The organism is Kitasatospora cathayae, from assembly GCF_027627435.1.
Classification (GTDB): Bacteria; Actinomycetota; Actinomycetes; order Streptomycetales; family Streptomycetaceae; genus Kitasatospora; species Kitasatospora cathayae.
On sequence record NZ_CP115450.1, the window covers coordinates 5,269,367 to 5,285,823 of the forward strand.

The 16,457-nt window shown below is 73.6% G+C and carries 13 protein-coding genes and 1 pseudogene; 11 read left to right on the forward strand and 3 right to left on the reverse strand.

Annotated elements, in window-relative coordinates; all coding sequences use genetic code 11:
• Positions 1-2: 2 nt before the first annotated feature.
• Positions 3-1,592, reverse strand: coding sequence for an acyl-CoA carboxylase subunit beta (locus O1G21_RS23570; RefSeq protein ID WP_270146584.1), 1,590 nt, complete (start codon positions 1,590-1,592; stop codon positions 3-5).
• Positions 1,593-1,813: 221 nt separating this feature from the next.
• Here O1G21_RS23570 and O1G21_RS23575 point away from each other — a divergent pair, with 221 nt between their 5' ends.
• The 5 genes and pseudogenes from O1G21_RS23575 to hutH all read left to right on the forward strand — a co-directional run bounded on the left by O1G21_RS23575 (position 1,814) and on the right by hutH (position 8,312).
• The gene (locus O1G21_RS23575; protein WP_270146585.1) at positions 1,814-2,707 is read left to right on the forward strand and encodes a biotin--[acetyl-CoA-carboxylase] ligase; all 894 of its coding nucleotides are present in this window, start codon (positions 1,814-1,816) and stop codon (positions 2,705-2,707) included.
• A 173-nt stretch (positions 2,708-2,880) separates the two neighbouring features.
• Positions 2,881-3,999, forward strand: coding sequence for an adenylate/guanylate cyclase domain-containing protein (locus O1G21_RS23580; RefSeq protein WP_270146586.1), 1,119 nt, complete (start codon positions 2,881-2,883; stop codon positions 3,997-3,999).
• Positions 4,000-4,338: 339 nt separating this feature from the next.
• Positions 4,339-5,472, forward strand: a pseudogene (locus O1G21_RS23585) (diguanylate cyclase domain-containing protein); the annotation flags it as partial.
• A 764-nt stretch (positions 5,473-6,236) separates the two neighbouring features.
• Entirely contained in the window at positions 6,237-6,590 is a 354-nt protein-coding gene (locus O1G21_RS23590) for a hypothetical protein (protein WP_270146587.1), read from the forward strand.
• Positions 6,591-6,728: 138 nt separating this feature from the next.
• On the forward strand, positions 6,729-8,312 hold the full coding sequence (gene hutH, locus O1G21_RS23595) for a histidine ammonia-lyase (RefSeq protein ID WP_270146588.1): 1,584 nt from the start codon (positions 6,729-6,731) through the stop codon (positions 8,310-8,312).
• A gap of 28 nt (positions 8,313-8,340) precedes the next feature.
• Here the strand turns inward: hutH and O1G21_RS23600 are convergent, their stop codons facing one another.
• A complete protein-coding gene (locus O1G21_RS23600) occupies positions 8,341-8,760 on the reverse strand; it encodes a hypothetical protein (RefSeq protein ID WP_270146589.1) in 420 nt (139 codons plus the stop codon).
• Between the two features lie 229 nt (positions 8,761-8,989).
• Here O1G21_RS23600 and O1G21_RS23605 point away from each other — a divergent pair, with 229 nt between their 5' ends.
• Both O1G21_RS23605 and O1G21_RS23610 read left to right on the forward strand, forming a co-directional pair.
• Entirely contained in the window at positions 8,990-9,859 is an 870-nt protein-coding gene (locus tag O1G21_RS23605; protein WP_270146590.1) for a MurR/RpiR family transcriptional regulator, read from the forward strand.
• A gap of 73 nt (positions 9,860-9,932) precedes the next feature.
• On the forward strand, positions 9,933-10,256 hold the full coding sequence (locus O1G21_RS23610) for a hypothetical protein (RefSeq protein ID WP_270146591.1): 324 nt from the start codon (positions 9,933-9,935) through the stop codon (positions 10,254-10,256).
• 1 nt (position 10,257) lies between these two features.
• Here the strand turns inward: O1G21_RS23610 and O1G21_RS23615 are convergent, their stop codons facing one another.
• Positions 10,258-10,830, reverse strand: a complete 573-nt coding sequence (locus O1G21_RS23615) for a Uma2 family endonuclease (protein ID WP_270146592.1) — start codon at positions 10,828-10,830, stop codon at positions 10,258-10,260.
• Positions 10,831-11,011: 181 nt separating this feature from the next.
• On the opposite strand from O1G21_RS23615, the gene hutU reads away from it, so the two are divergent.
• Genes hutU through hutI form a run of 4 tightly spaced genes read left to right on the forward strand, consistent with a single transcriptional unit; the run spans position 11,012 to position 16,432 of the window.
• The gene (gene hutU, locus O1G21_RS23620) at positions 11,012-12,682 is read left to right on the forward strand and encodes a urocanate hydratase (protein ID WP_270146593.1); all 1,671 of its coding nucleotides are present in this window, start codon (positions 11,012-11,014) and stop codon (positions 12,680-12,682) included.
• 11 nt (positions 12,683-12,693) lie between these two features.
• A complete protein-coding gene (locus O1G21_RS23625) occupies positions 12,694-13,875 on the forward strand; it encodes an allantoate amidohydrolase (RefSeq protein WP_270151205.1) in 1,182 nt (393 codons plus the stop codon).
• A complete protein-coding gene (locus O1G21_RS23630; RefSeq protein ID WP_270146594.1) occupies positions 13,866-15,227 on the forward strand; it encodes a formimidoylglutamate deiminase in 1,362 nt (453 codons plus the stop codon). The genes O1G21_RS23625 and O1G21_RS23630 overlap by 10 nt, the downstream gene beginning before the upstream one ends.
• A gap of 29 nt (positions 15,228-15,256) precedes the next feature.
• Positions 15,257-16,432: an imidazolonepropionase gene (gene hutI, locus O1G21_RS23635; RefSeq protein ID WP_270146595.1), complete on the forward strand. Its 1,176-nt coding sequence runs from the start codon at positions 15,257-15,259 to the stop codon at positions 16,430-16,432.
• Positions 16,433-16,457 lie beyond the last annotated feature (25 nt).

Below are 16,457 nucleotides of genomic sequence, written 5' to 3' on the forward strand. Positions count from 1 at the left end.
GCCTACAGGGGGATGTTGCCGTGCTTCTTGGGCGGCAGCACCTCGCGCTTGCCGCGCAGCGCCCGCAGGCCCCGGACGATGTGCCGACGGGTCTCGCTCGGGGCGATCACCGCGTCGACGTAGCCGCGCTCGGCGGCCAGGTACGGGTTGAGCAGGGTGTCCTCGTACGAGGCGATCAGCTCGGCGCGCTTCTCCTCGCCGGTGCCGGCCGCCTCGGCCTCGGCGATCTCCCGGCGGTGCAGGATGTTGACCGCGCCCTGCGCGCCCATCACCGCGATCTGCGCGGTCGGCCAGGCCAGGTTGAGGTCGGCGCCCAGGTGCTTGGAGCCCATGACGTCGTACGCGCCGCCGAAGGCCTTGCGGGTGATCACGGTGATCAGCGGGACGGTGGCCTCGGCGTAGGCGTAGATCAGCTTGGCGCCGCGGCGGATGATGCCGTCCCACTCCTGCTCGGTGCCGGGCAGGAAGCCGGGCACGTCCACGAAGGTGAGCACCGGGATGTTGAAGGAGTCGCAGGTGCGGATGAAGCGCGCGGCCTTCTCGCTGGCGTTGATGTCCAGGCAGCCGGCCAGGTCCATCGGCTGGCTGCCGACGATGCCCACCGACTGGCCCTCGACCCGGCCGAAGCCGGTGATGATGTTGCCGGCGAACAGCGGCTGGGTCTCCAGGAACTCGCCGTCGTCGAGGACGTGCTCGATCACCTTGTGCATGTCGTACGGCTGGTTCGCCGAGTCCGGCACGAGGGTGTCGAGTTCGAGGTCCTCGTCGGTGATGTCGAGGTCGGCCTGCTCCGGGTAGGACGGCGGGTCGCTCAGGTTGTTGGAGGGCAGGTACGAGAGCAGGCTCTTGACGTACTCGATCGCCTCCTTCTCGTCCGTGGCCAGGTAGTGCGCGTTGCCGGACTTGGTGTTGTGGGTGCGGGCGCCGCCCAGCTCCTCCATGCCGACGTCCTCGCCGGTCACGGTCTTGATCACGTCCGGGCCGGTGATGAACATGTGCGAGGTCTGGTCGGCCATCACCACGAAGTCGGTGATCGCGGGGGAGTAGACCGCGCCGCCCGCGCAGGGGCCCATGATCAGCGAGATCTGCGGGATGACGCCCGAGGCGTGCACGTTGCGGCGGAAGATCTCGCCGTACAGGCCGAGCGAGACCACGCCCTCCTGGATCCGGGCGCCGCCGGAGTCGTTGATGCCGATGACCGGGCAGCCGGTCTTCAGCGCGAAGTCCATCACCTTGACGATCTTCTCGCCGAAGACCTCGCCGAGCGAGCCGCCGAAGACGGTGAAGTCCTGGGCGAAGACGGCGACCTGACGGCCGTCGATGGTGCCGTAGCCGGTCACCACGCCGTCGCCGTAGGGCCGGTTCCTCTCCTGGCCGAAGTTGGTCGAACGGTGGCGGGCGAACTCGTCGAACTCGACGAACGAGTCCTCGTCCAGCAGTTCCACGACCCGCTCACGGGCGGTCAGCTTGCCCTTGGCGTGCTGCTTCTCCACGGCCTTGGCGGAGCCGGAGTGCACCGCCTCGTCCAGCCTGCGCCGCAGGTCGGCGAGCTTGCCGGCGGTGGTGTGGGGGTCGTACGGCGCCTCGGTCATGCGGTGGCTCTCCCTGATCATCGGCCGCGACCTGTTCGGGTGCGCGCGGGCCGGAGGTCGGGGCTCGCGCAGGAGGGCAGGGCGGCGCTGCGAACTACCGCTGCGTAGCGTAGCCAGAGCCCAGGGTCATCCGTCAGTCCTGGCGTTATGGCCATCGACACAGTGTGTCAACGGGCGTTGTGCGGGACGATGGGGCGGACTAGTGCCTCTAGTGTGCTGCCATGACCGCACCCGAGACCCCCCGCCGCAGTGGACTGCGCGGCTTCGGCCGCACCGGACCGTCCCCCTGGACCGACCTGGACCGGCCGCCGCTGGACCAGGAGGTGCTGCGCCGCGACCTGGTCGTCCCCGGCGGGCTCTGGACCTCGCTGGACGTCGTCGCCGAGACCGGCTCGACCAACAGCGACCTCGCCGAGCGGGCCCGGGCCGGCGCCCCGCAGGGCACGGTGCTGGTCGCCGAGGCGCAGCGCGCCGCGCGCGGCCGGCTGGACCGGCAGTGGACCGCCCCGGCCCGTTCCGGGCTGTTCCTGTCCTTCCTGCTGCGCCCCGAGGAGGTGCCGGTCGAGCGGTACGGCTGGCTGCCGATCCTGGTCGGGGTGGCCGCCGCCAGCACCCTCCACCGGGTGGCGGGGGTCGAGGTCGGCCTGAAGTGGCCCAACGACCTGCAGGTGGAGATCGACGGCGCGGAGCGCAAACTGGGGGGCATCCTCACCGAGCTGAGCGGCGGCGCGGTGGTGGTCGGGATGGGGCTGAACGTCTCGCTGCGCGCGGCCGAGCTGCCCGTCCCCACCGCCGGTTCGCTCGCGCTGGCCGGCGCCGGGACCACCGACCGGTCCGTCCTGCTGCGCGCCGTGCTGCGCGAGTTCGCCGGGCTGTACCGCGAATGGACGGCGGCGGCCGGGGATCCGCACGCGAGTGACCTGATGCGCGCGTACGTGGACCGCTGCAGCACGCTCGGCCGCCAGGTGAAGGTGCTCCTGCCCGGCGACCAGGAGCTGGTCGGCGAGGCGGTGGCGATCGACGGGGACGGCCGTCTGGTGGTCCGCACCGCCGACGGCGCACGCCGGGCGGTCGGCGCGGGGGACGTGGTCCACGTCCGCCCCGAGGCGCGCTGAACGGCACTCTTCACCTCTCCTTGACTCGGGCGGATGCTCCGGATCACGTGATTCCGTGCGAACATTCCACCTGGCAGCGGTGTGAGGCGCGCCACTGTCCGCCCGGGTGGCGGGCGGTGCGCCCGGACAGGTAGGACACGAGGCAAGTGCGGCGACCGCACGGGGACGGACCGGTGGCAGAGGACGGCAGCAGCGGGACGGCGGGCAGTCACGACCCCACGGTCGCGCTCGAACTGGAACGCCTGATCCTGGACGCGCCACGCCGCTACACCCCGTACCAGGCCGCGCGCGCCGCCGACGTCCCGATGGAGCTGGCCACCCGGTTCTGGCGGGCCATGGGCTTCCCCGACATCGGCCAGTCCCGGGCGCTCACCGACGGCGACGTGATCGCGCTGCGGCGCCTGGCCGGCCTGATCGAGTCCGGACTGCTCAGCGAGTCGATGGCGATCCAGGTGGCCCGCTCCACCGGTCAGACCACGGCCCGGCTGGCCGGCTGGCAGATGGACACCTTCCTGGAGAACCTCACCCAGTCCGTCGAGCCCGGGCTGACCCGCGCCGACGTGGCGTACCCGCTGGTCGAGCTGCTGCTGCCGGAGCTGGAGCAGTTCCTGGTGTACGTCTGGCGGCGCCAGCTGGCCGCCGTCACCGGCCGGGTGGTGCAGGCCGCCGAGGACAACGAGATCACCAGCGGCCGGCTCGCCGTCGGGTTCGCCGACCTGGTCGGCTTCACCCGGCTGTCGCGGCGGCTGGAGGAGGAGGAGCTCGGCGAACTGGTCGAGACCTTCGAGAACACCTGCTCCGACCTGATCGCCGGGCAGGGCGGCCGGGTCATCAAGACCCTCGGCGACGAGATCCTCTACGTCACCGAGGACCCCTCCACCGCCGCCGAGATCGCGCTCAGCCTGATCGAGGCGCTGGCCGAGGACGAGACCATCCCCGCGCTGCGGGTCGGCATGGCCTTCGGGACGGTCACCCAGCGGATGGGCGACGTCTTCGGCACCACGGTCAACCTGGCCAGCCGGCTCACCTCGATCGCGCCCAAGGACGCGGTCCTGATCGACGGGGAGTTCGCCGCGGCGCTGGAGCAGAACGGCAGCGTCGGCCCGGTCGAGGAGGGGCCCGGCCTGGCGGAGGCGCTGTCGGTGGCGGCCGGGATGCCGGCCTCCGGGCTGCCGGTGCCGGTGCCGGACGCGGGGGCGCGGTTCCACCTGCAGCCGATGTGGCGGCGGCCGGTGCGGGGGCTGGGGCTGGTGGAGCCGTGGCTGCTGTCGCGGCGGACGAAGGCGGAGTAGCCGGCGGGCCCCGGGTGCTGGGGGGCGGGGCTCCTGGGCGCTCGTGGGCTGGGTTGGGCGCTCGGGCGGGTGCCGAACGGTTGAAAGCCGTACGGTCGGTTGCGGGTCCATCCGGGCAAACGGGGCATAACCGAACGAAATCGCCATAGTCTTGGTGCAAGCGGCCGGACGGGTGCGGCCGGCCGGTGGGGGTCCGGCAGGACCGAGCACAGGGAGCGAGGCGAGCCGGTGAGCAGTGAGGCGACCATGACGGACCGCGGCTGCGACTGCGATGGCCCGCACCGCTGCGACCCGCTGCCCGACCTGCGGCTGCAGTCGGTGGTCGAACTCGCCCAGGACATGGCCGGGGCGCTCACCCCGCTGGAGGCCGTCCGGGCCGCCGCCGCCCGGGCCACCGAGGCGCTCGGCGCCACCATGGCCGCCGTCTCGGTCTGGGACCGCGAGTCCGGCCGGCTGCGGGTGCTGGTCAACCACGGCGAGCTCGCGCCCGGCGAGGAGGAACTGCCGGAGGACGAGTCGTACCCGGTCGCGGACTTCCCGGAGATCGTCACCTATCTGGAGGAACGCTGGACCACCGGGCGGCTGCCGCGCGCCTGGCTGCAGACCGCCGAGGACGTCGAGCCGCACGCCGGGCACACCCACCCGACCGCCGGCGCGTACTGCCGGGAACGCGCCGCCGCGCTGCGCCGGCGCGGCCGGGCCTGCTGCGTGGTCGCGCCGATCGTGCTGCACGGACAGGCCTGGGGCGAGCTCTACCTCGCCCGGTCCACCGGCATGCCCGAGTTCACCGAGGCCGACGCCGACTACGCGACCCTGCTCGCCGCCCAGGTCTCGGCCGGCCTCGCCCAGACCGAACGCCTCGCCGACCTGCGCAAACTCGCCTTCTCCGACCCGCTCACCGGCCTCGCCAACCGGCGTGCGGTCGACGCCCGGCTGGAGAGCGCGCTGGAGGCGCACAACCGGGACAACACCGTCGTCTCGCTCGTCGTCTGCGACGTCAACGGACTGAAGCGGGTCAACGACCAGCTCGGTCACGAGATGGGCGACCGACTGCTGGAACGCTTCGCCCACCAGCTGTCCCTGGCCGCCGCCAAACTCCCCGGCAGCCTCGCCGCCCGGCTCGGCGGCGACGAGTTCTGCCTGCTCGCGGAGGGCCAGAAGGCCGACGAGGTGGTCGCCGTCGCCGAGGAGCTGTGCGCGCGGGCGCTGGCGCTCTCCGAGGGCGAGGGAGTCGCCTGCGGCGTCGCCTCCACCGGCGACTCCATCGGCCCGGTCACCACCCCCGACCGGCTCTTCCGGCTCGCCGACGCCGCCCAGTACCGGGCCAAGGCCGCCCGCGCCGCCCACCCCGTGGTGGCCGGGCGCAGCCACGGCCCGGGCTTCTCGCCCGATCCCACCGTGCTGCTCGCCGACGCCGCCGACCCGCACCACCGCGCCGACGGGCGGCGCGGCCCCGGCGGCCGGGCCGGCGCGGCCGACCGTCGGCGCTTCCGCGGCGCCGCCCACAGCGCCGACCCCGGACAGCTGCTCACCGCCGTCCTCGCCGCCCTCGACCAGGCCTCCGCGGCCCGGGCCGTCCACCCGGCCGACACCCTCGGCAAGCTGGTCGTCGTCGCCGAGACCTCCGCCCGGCTGCTCGACGCCGTCGGCTGGTGGGTCTCGTACGTCCCGCCGGGCTCCCAGCTGATGCGCACCGCCCAGCACGCCGTCTACCGGATGACCAGCGGCCCCAGCAGCACCCGCGCCGAGACCCAGCGCGCCCAGATCGAGGCCCCCGACGCCGTCTTCGACCTCCGCCACTACCCGATGACCCGCCGGGCCGTCCGCGGCGGCGCCTTCGCGCTGCGCGCGGGCGCGGCGGGCAACGACCCGGCGGAGGAGGCGATGCTCGTGGTCTCCGGCTACCGCGGCATGGTCGCGGCGGGTGGCCAGAACCCGGCGGGCGGCTGGCTGGTCGAGCTCTTCGCCGATGACGCCACCCTGCCGCTCGGCCAGGCCGCCTGCGCGATGCGGGCGCTGGTGGCGGTCGCGCTGTCGGGGCCGGCTTCGCCGCCGGTGACGTGAGGCTGGTCGAGTTCTGACGTGGCCACCCTGTCCCTGGTCAGGGTGCCTGCGCGATGCGGTGATGTGCCGGTTCGGTGACCGGGGTGTCGCGGGTGGGTCGCGGTCGGGGTGCGGGGGTGCCGGGGTGGGGTGTGGGGGTGGGAAGGTGTCGGGGCTGGATCGGGGATCGGGGGGTGGCCATGGGTGGACGGCTGGTGGGCGCGGCGGTGGCCGGGGTGCTGGTGCTGGGCGGCGGGGTGGTGGCGGCCGAGCCGGCGGCGGCGGTGCCGGTGGTGCGGGTGGCGGGGCCGGCGTCGGCGACCGGTCCGGCGGCCGTGCGGACGGCGCCGGCGCGGCAGGTGCGGGTCGGGTTGCGGGCGCACCAGATCACCGACCACGCCGCCTCGCGGCGCCGGCACAAGACCCGGCGCAGTCTGGTCGGGCGGGCGCTGGACGCGGTGTTCGGCTGGGTCGCGTTCGTCGCGCTGGTGGTCCTGCTGATCGTGGTGCTGCTGGTGTACTCGATCAGGCGGCGGAAGGGGCGTTAGCCCGCAGTCGGTTCGAGGGCGCGCAGAGTGGCGTGAAGGAGTGGCGGGCCCCGGGGTGCGGCGCGGATCGGGGCGTCGGAGAATCCGGATGGTGGGCAGCTGTTGTCATATCTCCATTCACCTGATGTGATTGTGTATATGGATATGCACAGTGCTGTGGCCCCCGACGCTCCGCTGGTCCAGGTCGGCAAGGCCGACGTCAGTGCGGAGGACGTGCTGGCCGTCGCCCGGGGCAACGCCCGGGTCGAGATCGGTCCCGACGCGCTCGCCGAGATGGCGGCCGCCCGCGCGCGGATCGACGCCCTCGCGGCCGAGCCGCGTCCCGTCTACGGCGTGTCGACCGGCTTCGGCGCGCTCGCCGTCCGGCACATCAGCCCCGAGCTGCGCGCCCAGCTGCAGCGCTCGCTGGTGCGCTCGCACGCGGCCGGCATGGGCCCGGCGGTCGAGCGCGAGGTGGTCCGCGCGCTGATGTTCCTGCGGATGAAGACCCTCGCCTCCGGCCGTACCGGCGTCCGGCCGCTGGTCGCCCAGACCATGGCCGCCCTGCTCAACGCGGGCATCACCCCGGTGGTCCGCGAGTTCGGCTCGCTCGGCTGCTCCGGCGACCTCGCGCCGCTGTCGCACTGCGCGCTGGTGCTGATGGGCGAGGGCACCGCCACCGGCCCGGACGGCGTGGAGAAGCCCGTCGCCGAGCTGCTCGCCGCCGCCGGGATCGAGCCCGTCGAACTGCTGGAGAAGGAGGGCCTGGCCCTCATCAACGGCACCGACGGCATGCTCGGCATGCTGGTGATGGCCATCGCCGACCTGCAGCGGCTGTTCACCACCGCCGACATCACCGCCGCGATGACCCTGGAGGCGCTGCTCGGCACCGACAAGGTGCTCGCCCCCGAGCTGCACGCCCCGATCCGTCCGCACCCGGGCCAGGCGCTGAGCGCCGCCAACATGCTCGCCGTGCTCAAGGGCTCCGGCCTCACCGGCCACCACCAGGACGACGCGCCGCGGGTCCAGGACGCCTACTCGATCCGCTGCGCCCCGCAGGTCGCCGGCGCCGGCCGGGACACCCTGGCACACGCCCAGCTGGTCGCCTCGCGCGAGCTCGCCGCCTCGGTGGACAACCCGGTGGTGCTGCCGGACGGCCGGGTCGAGTCCAACGGCAACTTCCACGGTGCGCCGGTCGCGTACGTGCTGGACTTCCTCGCCATCGCCGCCGCCGACCTCGGCTCGATCTCCGAGCGCCGCACCGACCGGCTGCTCGACAAGGCCCGCTCGCACGGCCTGCCGGCCTTCCTGGCCGACGACCCGGGCGTGGACTCCGGTCTGATGATCGCCCAGTACACCCAGGCGGCGCTGGTCAGCGAGAACAAGCGGCTCGCCGTCCCGGCCTCGGTCGACTCGATCCCCTCCTCCGCGATGCAGGAGGACCACGTGTCGATGGGCTGGTCGGCCGCCCGCAAGCTGCGCCAGGCCGTCGAGAACCTCGGCCGCATCCTGGCCGTCGAACTGACCGCCGCGGCCCGCGCGCTGGAGATCCGTCAGCAGGCCGACGCGGCGGGCGGGCCGGCCCCGGCCACCGCGGCCGCGCTGGCCGCCGCCCGCGAGGCGGGGGTCGGCGGCGCCGGCCGGGACCGCTTCCTCTCGCCGGACCTGGAGGCCGCCGCCGCGCTGGTCGCCTCCGGGGACCTGGTGCGGGCGGTGGAGCGGGTCACCGGCCCGCTGGCCTGAGATGTCCCGGACGCGGGGCGACCGGGGCTCAGTCCCAGTCGCTCCGCGTCCGGCGCTCGGCGCGGTTCAGCCGGTTGCCCAGGGCGGCGGCGAGGTTGACCCCGACGATGCCCGCCCAGGTGACCACCAGGGCGGGGAAGCCGGCCCCGCCGGGGCTGCTGTTGATCGCGGTCAGCGGGATGCCGAGGGCCATCGAGATCACCGCCAGCCCGGTGGGGGAACGCCGGGCGCCCCACCCGCCGCGGCGGGGGCGGCCCCGGTCGCGGTAGTCGGTCTCGTAGTCGTCCGGCCGCCCGGCCGCCGAACGGTCCACCCGGGCGTCCAGACGGGCGTCGAGGCGCTTCATGAAGGAGTCGACGAGCTCGTCCTCGTACTCCTTGCCGAGCTCCTTGCGGGCCTGCAGGGTGGCGTCGAGGTCGCGCCGAAGTTCGTCCTGGCGAGTGTCCATGCCAGTAGCGTGGGGCCGCCGCACGGCCCGGTCCATCCGTTCGCGGGGGGAATCCGGGCGGGCTCAGGGGGAAATCAGGGTTACCCCGAGGCCCGTGTCCGGCCACCGCCCCGGTGTCCGATCATTGGGACGTCTCATCCGGCATCCCGCCGTACGAGACGTCTTTGCCAGGCGCGGCGCGCTGCTGCACAGTCGTCGTCCGAACCGCTCGCATCCGGAGGTACCGCTGATGACCGCCATCGACGAGGCCGGCAGCGTCGGCCCCTCCGCCCGGCTGCTCCAGCTGTTCGAGGGGTACCGGCTGACGCCCACCCAGCGGCGGATCGCCCACTCGCTGGTCCGGCACGCCACCGAGGCGCCGTTCCTGTCCAGCGTCGAGGTCGCCGAACTCGCCGGGGTCAGCCAGCCCTCCGTCACCCGCTTCGCGGTCGCCCTCGGCTACGACGGCTACCCGGCGCTGCGCAAGCAGCTGCGCGAACTCGGCGCGGGCGAACCGGCCGCACCGGAGACCCCGGACGACGCGGTGCGCAACGAGCACCAGCAGGCCGTGCTGGCCGAGATCGAGCACCTGCGCCACCTCGCCGAACTGCTCGCCGACCCCGAGCCGATCATCCGGGCCGCCCGGCTGCTCGCCGCCTCCCGCCCGCTGCCGGTGCTCGGCCTGCGGGCGGCCTCCGCGCAGGCGCGCGGCTTCGCGTACTTCGCGGCCAAGGTGCACCCGGACATCCGGCTGCTGGACGAGGGCGGCAGCATGCTCGCCGACCGGCTGGAACAGGCCACCGCGGCGGGCGCCACCGCGCTGCTGTGCTTCGCCCTGCCGCGCTACCCGCGGGAGTTGATGGACGCCCTGGCGGTCGCCCGGGAGTGCGGGCTGACCGTGCTCACCGTGGCCGACAGCGCCTTCTCGCCGGTCGCCAAGCTCTCCGACCTGATGCTGCCGGCCGCCGTCGGCACCGGGCTGGTCTTCGACACCGCCTGCGCGCCGATGATGCTCGGCCGGGTGCTGCTGCAGACCATGTGCGACGAACTCCCCGGCGCGGAGGCCCGGTTGGAGGCGATCGAACACGCGGCGGCGGCGCGGGGGCTCTTCTTGGAATAGGCGCAGCCTGGAATAAGGCTGGGGGAGTACTCGTCAAGAACCCGGGCATCCCCTATGGCAGGGGGTGCCGCCCATGCGCGTGATCCACGAGATGAAGTTCGTCGCCCGCCTGGCCTCGGGTGCCGATGAATGGTCCTGCCCCGCCTGCGGACGCCGCGTCACCCTGCGGCGCCTGCCCGAACCCGAACTGACCGTCCTCGACCCGGGCGACGAGTCCGCCGTCCACGTCGGCGTCATCGAACCCGACGCCCGCGCCATCGCGGCCGCCGAGAAGTACGGCCTCGGCCCGGTCCAGAACATCCCCCGCCCGCCTTCCCCACCCGCCCCCGACGCCGCCGACCGCCGCTGGCTCGCCGAGATCGGCATCGACTGGGACGGCGGTGACGCGGCGGCGTGACTCAGCTGCGGGGGGCGTAGAGCGGAAGGCCGGAGGTGTCCAGCTCGGCGGGCAGCGGCGAGGGCAGCGGGACGGGCTCGCCGTACTTGCCGTGCAGGACGCCCTGGTACTCGCCGTCGCGGGGGTGGGTGTGGAGTGTCCAGGAACCCTCGCGGGGGTCGACCGCGAGGAGGACCGGCACGCTGGCGATCGCGTACCAGCTGGTCTTGGCCGCGATGAGGCTGACTCGCTCGGAGGTGGAGATGACCTCGACTGCGAGCTCTACATCGTGCGGGTCTGCCAGCCACTCGTCGTCGTCCTCCCAGTCGGACGGCAGGACGACCAGATCCGGTGTCGCGTAGTCCTCCGTGTTGTCCGGCATGTCGATCGACGAAACCCCGTAGGCGCCGAGACCCGTCGGGAGTCCGGCGTCGAGCTGTCGCGACAGGCGCTTGACGGTCCCCGCGTGCTTGCCGCGAGGGGTCGGGGACACCACCAGGGTTCCTCCGATGATCTGGATGCGCAGTCCCGTGCGCTGCTCGATCTCCTCCGCCACGTCCCGGAGTCTGCCGGGCCGCACGTCGATGGCCGTCATCGCGTCCTCCGCTCCTCGGTGCTGGGCCGAGTGGCTGGTGTTCGCCGGGTTCAGGCTAGTGCGCCAAGTCGGCGGGTGCCGTGGCTGATCGGATTGTTCCGGGGTCTGGTCGAAAGTTGGTTGTTTAGATATATTCAGCCGAACCGGGCTTGAATGAATCCATCCGCAGAGAGGTCGGGACATGGTGCAGCAGCAGGCGAGCGGGCCGCGTGAGGTGCGTGCGGCGCGCGGGACGGGACTCACGGCGCAGGGGTGGCAGCAGGAGGCAGCCCTGCGGATGCTGATGAACAACCTCGACCCCGAGGTGGCCGAGCACCCGTCGAAGCTGGTGGTGTACGGCGGCACCGGCAAGGCCGCCCGCGACTGGCGCTCCTTCGACGCCATGGTGAAGACGCTGCAGGGGCTGAAGCAGGACGAGACCATGCTGGTCCAGTCCGGCCGCCCGGTCGGCGTCATGCAGACCCACGAGTGGGCGCCGCGCGTGCTGATCGCCAACTCCAACCTGGTCGGCGACTGGGCCAACTGGGAGGAGTTCCGCCGGCTGGAGAGCCTCGGGCTCACCATGTACGGCCAGATGACCGCCGGCTCCTGGATCTACATCGGTACCCAGGGCATCCTCCAGGGCACCTACGAGACCTTCGCCGCCGTCGCCAACAAGCGCTTCAACGGCACGCTGGAGGGCACCATCACCCTCACCGCCGGCCTCGGCGGAATGGGCGGTGCCCAGCCACTGGCCGTCACCATGAACGGCGGCGTGGCGATCTGCATCGACTGCGACCCGTCCCGGATCTCCCGCCGGATCGAGCACCGCTACCTGGACGTCGAGGCCAAGGACCTCAGCCACGCGCTCCAGCTGGCCGTGGAAGCCCGCGACAAGAGGCAGCCGCTCTCCATCGGCGTGCTGGGCAACGCCGCCGAGCTGGTCCCGCAGCTGCTCGCGATGGACGCGCCGATCGACATCGTCACCGACCAGACCAGCGCCCACGACCCGCTCAGCTACCTGCCGGTCGGCGTCGCCTTCGAGGACATGGCGGACTACGCGGCCGCCAAGCCCGCCGAGTTCACCGAGCGCTCGCGCGAGTCGATGGCCCGGCACGTCGAGGCGATGGTCGGCTTCCTGGACCGCGGCGCCGAGGTCTTCGACTACGGCAACTCGATCCGCGGCGAGGCCCAGCTGGCCGGCTACGACCGCGCCTTCGCCTTCCCCGGCTTCGTCCCGGCGTACATCCGCCCGCTGTTCTGCGAGGGCAAGGGCCCGTTCCGCTGGGCCGCGCTGTCCGGCGACCCGCAGGACATCCACAAGACCGACAAGGCCGTCCTCGACCTCTTCCCGGAGAACGAGTCGCTGGCCCGCTGGATCAAGATGGCCCAGGAGAAGGTGCACTTCCAGGGCCTGCCCGCGCGCATCTGCTGGCTCGGCTACGGCGAGCGCGACAAGGCCGGCGAGCGCTTCAACGACATGGTCGCCTCCGGCGAGCTGTCCGCGCCGATCGTGATCGGCCGCGACCACCTGGACTGCGGCTCGGTGGCCTCCCCGTACCGGGAGACCGAGGCGATGCTGGACGGCTCGGACGCGATCGCCGACTGGCCGCTGCTCAACGCCATGGTCAACGTGGCCTCCGGCGCCTCCTGGGTGTCCATCCACCACGGCGGCGGCGTCGGCATCGGCCGTTCGATCCACGCCGGTCAGGTCACCGTCGCCGACGGCACCGCGCTGGCCGGCGAGAAGATCCGCCGGGTGCTCACCAACGACCCGGGCATGGGCGTCATCCGGCACGTGGACGCCGGCTACGACCGCGCCACCGAGGTCGCCGCCGAGCGCGGGGTCCGTGTCCCCATGGGTGAGCTGTGAGCTTCGAAGAGATGTGGGCGGAGCTGCTCCCCGTGGGCCGCTCCGCCGCCTCCGGCGGCTACCGCCGCTTCGCCTGGAACTCCGCCGACGCCGAGTGCCGCGCCTGGTTCGAGCAGCAGGCCCGCAGCCGCGGCCTGACGTACGAGCTGGACCGCAACGGCAACCAGTGGGCCTGGCTGGGCGATCCGCAGGGTCAGGGGGCGATCGTCACCGGCTCGCACCTGGACTCCGTCCCGGACGGCGGCGCCTTCGACGGCCCGCTCGGGGTGGTCTCCTCCTTCGCCGCGCTGGACGAACTGCGCGCTCGCGGGGTCGAGTTCGACAAGCCCCTGGCGATCGTCAACTTCGGCGACGAGGAGGGCGCCCGGTTCGGCGTGGCCTGCATCGGCTCCCGGCTGACCGCCGGGGTGCTCTCCCGCGAGGCCGCGTACGAGCTGCGCGACGCCGGCGGGGTGCGGCTGCCCGACGCGATGGAGAAGGCCGGCTACGACCCGACCGCGATCGGCGCGGACGACGAGCGGCTCGCCCGGATCGGCGCCTTCGTCGAACTCCACGTCGAGCAGGGCCGCCACCTCGCCGAGGGGCAGCCGGTCGGCGCGGCCGGCGCGATCTGGCCGCACGGCCGCTGGCGGTTCGACTTCCACGGCGAGGCCAACCACGCCGGCACCACCCGGATCGAGGACCGCCGCGACCCGATGCTGACGTACGCCAACACGGTGCTCGCCGCCCGCAAGAAGGCGAAGCTGGCCGGCGCGCTGGCCACCTTCGGCAAGGTCGCGGTCGAGCCCAACGGCACCAACGCGATCGCCTCGCTGGTGCGCGGCTGGCTGGACACCCGGGCCGCCGACGAGCGCACCCTCACCGAGCTGGTCGCCGAGATCGAGCGGGCCGCCACCGAGCGCGGCGAGCGCGACGGCGTCCGGGTCGAGCTGACCCGCGAGTCCTACACCCCGGTGGTGGACTTCGACGGCCCGCTGCGCGACCGGCTCGCCAAGCTGCTCGACGCCCCGGTGCTGCCCACCGGCGCGGGACACGACGCCGGGATCCTGGCGTCCGCCATCCCGACCGCCATGCTGTTCGTGCGCAACCCCACGGGCGTCTCGCACTCCCCGGCCGAGCACGCCGAGGAGGCCGACTGCCTGGCCGGGGTCGCCGCCCTCGCCGACGTACTGGAGGACCTGGCGTGTCAGTGACCCTTCCGGTGAGCTACTGGGCGCAGCACGCCTGGCTGCCGCACGACAACGGGCCGGTGGTCGAGCGGGACGTGCTGATCGCCACCGGCCCCGACGGCCGGATCACCGCCGTGACCCCGGACGCCGGGCCCTGCCCGCCCGGCGCCGTCCGCCTCGACGGGCTGCTGCTGCCCGGCCAGGCCAACGCCCACTCGCACGCCTTCCACCGGGCGCTGCGCGGGCACGTCCAGGTCGGCTCCGGGACCTTCTGGACCTGGCGCGACACCATGTACCGCTTCGCCGGTGCGCTCGACCCGGACAGCTACCTGGAGCTCGCCACCGCCGTCTACGCCGAGATGGCGCTCGCCGGGATCAGCGCCGTCGGAGAGTTCCACTACCTGCACCACGCGCCCGGCGGCGCCCGCTACACCGACCCGAACGCGATGGGCGAGGCGCTGATCGAGGCCGCCGCCCGGGCCGGCATCCGGATCACCCTGCTGGACACCTGCTACCTGTCCTCCGGCTTCGGCGCCGAGCCGACCCACCCGCAACTGCGGTTCAGCGACGGCGACGCCGAGGCCTGGGCGGCCCGGGCGGACGCCCTCAAGCCGCGCGAGCACGCCCGGATCGGCGCCGCCATCCACTCGGTCCGGGCCGTCCCGGCCGACCAGCTGGGCACCGTCGCGCACTGGGCGGCGATGCGCAAGGCGCCGCTGCACGTCCACCTGTCCGAGCAGACCGCCGAGAACGACGCCTGCCTCGCCGCCCACGGCGTCACCCCGACCCGGCTGCTCGCCGACCACGGCGCGCTCGGCCCGCGCACCTCGGCCGTGCACGCCACCCACCTCACCGACGAGGACGTCAAGCTCCTCGCCGACTCCTCCACCACCGTCTGCATGTGCCCCACCACCGAGCGGGACCTCGCGGACGGCATCGGCCCGGCCCGCCGGCTCGCCTCGGGCGGCAGCCCGATCACCCTGGGCAGCGACAGCCACGCGATCATCGATCCGTGGGAGGAGGCCCGGGCGCTGGAGCTGGACGAGCGGCTGCGGACCCGCACCCGCGGGCACTGGACGGCGAACGCGCTGCTGCGGGCCGGTGGCGAGGACGGGCACGCCTCGCTGGGCTGGCCCGAGGCCGGGCGGATCGAGGCCGGGGCGCTCGCCGACTTCACGGTGATCGCGCTGGACTCCGTCCGTACGGCGGGGCCGTCGCCCCGGCTCGGCGCCGAGATCGCGGTCTTCGCGGCCTCGGCGGCGGACGTCCGGCACCTGGTGGTCGGCGGACGGCACGTCGTCCGGGACGGCGTGCACCAGCTGGTGGCCGACGTGCCGGGGGCGCTGCGCTCCGCGATCGGCGCGCTGGACTACTGACCTCTCAACTCGATTCGGAAGGCGTTGTCTTGAGCACCAGGACCACCTTGATCACGGGCATCGGCAGCCTGGTCACCAACGACCCCGGACACGGCACCGGTCCGCTCGGCCTGCTGCCGGATGCGGCCGTGGTGGTCGACGGCGACACCGTCGCCTGGGTCGGCCCGGCGGCGCAGGCCCCGGCGGCGGACGAGCGCTTCGACGCCGAGGGCCGGGCGCTGCTGCCCGGCTTCGTCGACTCGCACGCCCACCTGGTGTTCGCGGGCGACCGCACCGCCGAGTTCAACGCCCGGATGTCCGGGCAGTCGTACTCGGCGGGCGGCATCCGTACGACGGTGGCGGCGACCAGGGCGGCGAGTGATGCCGAACTGGAGGCGAACGTGGCCGGGTTCGTCCGGGAGGCGCTGCGGCAGGGGACCACGACCATCGAGTGCAAGTCCGGGTACGGGCTGACGGTCGAGGACGAGGCGCGGGCGCTGCGGATCGCCGCCGGGTACACGCCGGAGACGACGTACCTGGGCGCGCACATCGTGGCCCCCGAGTACGCCGAGGACCCGGCGGGGTACGTGGAGCTGGTCACCGGCGAGATGCTGGACGCCTGTGCGCCGCACGCCCGTTGGGTGGACGTGTTCTGCGAGAAGGGCGCCTTCGACGGCGACCAGGCGCGGGCTGTCCTGACGGCGGGGATCGAGCGGGGGCTCACGCCGCGCGTGCACGCCAACCAGCTGACGTACGGGCCCGGCGTGCAGCTGGCGGTGGAGCTGGGGGCCGCCTCGGCGGACCACTGCACCCACCTGACGGACGAGGACGTGGCGGCGCTGGCCGGCTCGGGGACGGTGGCGACGCTGCTGCCCGGGGCGGAGTTCTCCACGCGGGCCGAGTACCCGAGCGGGCGGCGGCTGTTGGACGCGGGCGCGGTGGTGGCGCTCTCGACGGACTGCAACCCCGGTTCCAGCTTCACCAGTTCGATGGCGTTCTGCATCGCGGTGGCGGTGCGGGAGATGGGGATGACGCCGGACGAGGCGGTCTGGGCGGCCACGGCGGGCGGCGCGCACGCGCTGCGGCGCAGTGACGTGGGGACGGTGACGGTCGGCGCGCGGGCTGACCTGTTGCTGCTGGACGCGCCCTCGCACGTGCACCTGGCGTACCGGCCGGGCGTGCCGCTGACGGCGGCGGTCTGGCGGGCGGGGGTTCGCGAGGTCTGAGCGACGGGCACTAGACGGCCCCCGC

What these genes read in the sequence shown, in the direction of transcription:
- O1G21_RS23570 (WP_270146584.1), bottom strand. Translation starts at nt 1,592, where the DNA reads ATGACCGAGGCGCCGTACGACCCCCACACCACCGCCGGCAAGCTCGCC.
- O1G21_RS23575 (WP_270146585.1), top strand. Translation starts at nt 1,814, where the DNA reads ATGACCGCACCCGAGACCCCCCGCCGCAGTGGACTGCGCGGCTTCGGC.
- hutH (WP_270146588.1), top strand. Translation starts at nt 6,729, where the DNA reads ATGGATATGCACAGTGCTGTGGCCCCCGACGCTCCGCTGGTCCAGGTC.
- O1G21_RS23600 (WP_270146589.1), bottom strand. Translation starts at nt 8,760, where the DNA reads ATGGACACTCGCCAGGACGAACTTCGGCGCGACCTCGACGCCACCCTG.
- O1G21_RS23605 (WP_270146590.1), top strand. Translation starts at nt 8,990, where the DNA reads ATGACCGCCATCGACGAGGCCGGCAGCGTCGGCCCCTCCGCCCGGCTG.
- O1G21_RS23610 (WP_270146591.1), top strand. Translation starts at nt 9,933, where the DNA reads ATGCGCGTGATCCACGAGATGAAGTTCGTCGCCCGCCTGGCCTCGGGT.
- O1G21_RS23615 (WP_270146592.1), bottom strand. Translation starts at nt 10,830, where the DNA reads ATGACGGCCATCGACGTGCGGCCCGGCAGACTCCGGGACGTGGCGGAG.
- hutU (WP_270146593.1), top strand. Translation starts at nt 11,012, where the DNA reads ATGGTGCAGCAGCAGGCGAGCGGGCCGCGTGAGGTGCGTGCGGCGCGC.
- O1G21_RS23625 (WP_270151205.1), top strand. Translation starts at nt 12,694, where the DNA reads ATGTGGGCGGAGCTGCTCCCCGTGGGCCGCTCCGCCGCCTCCGGCGGC.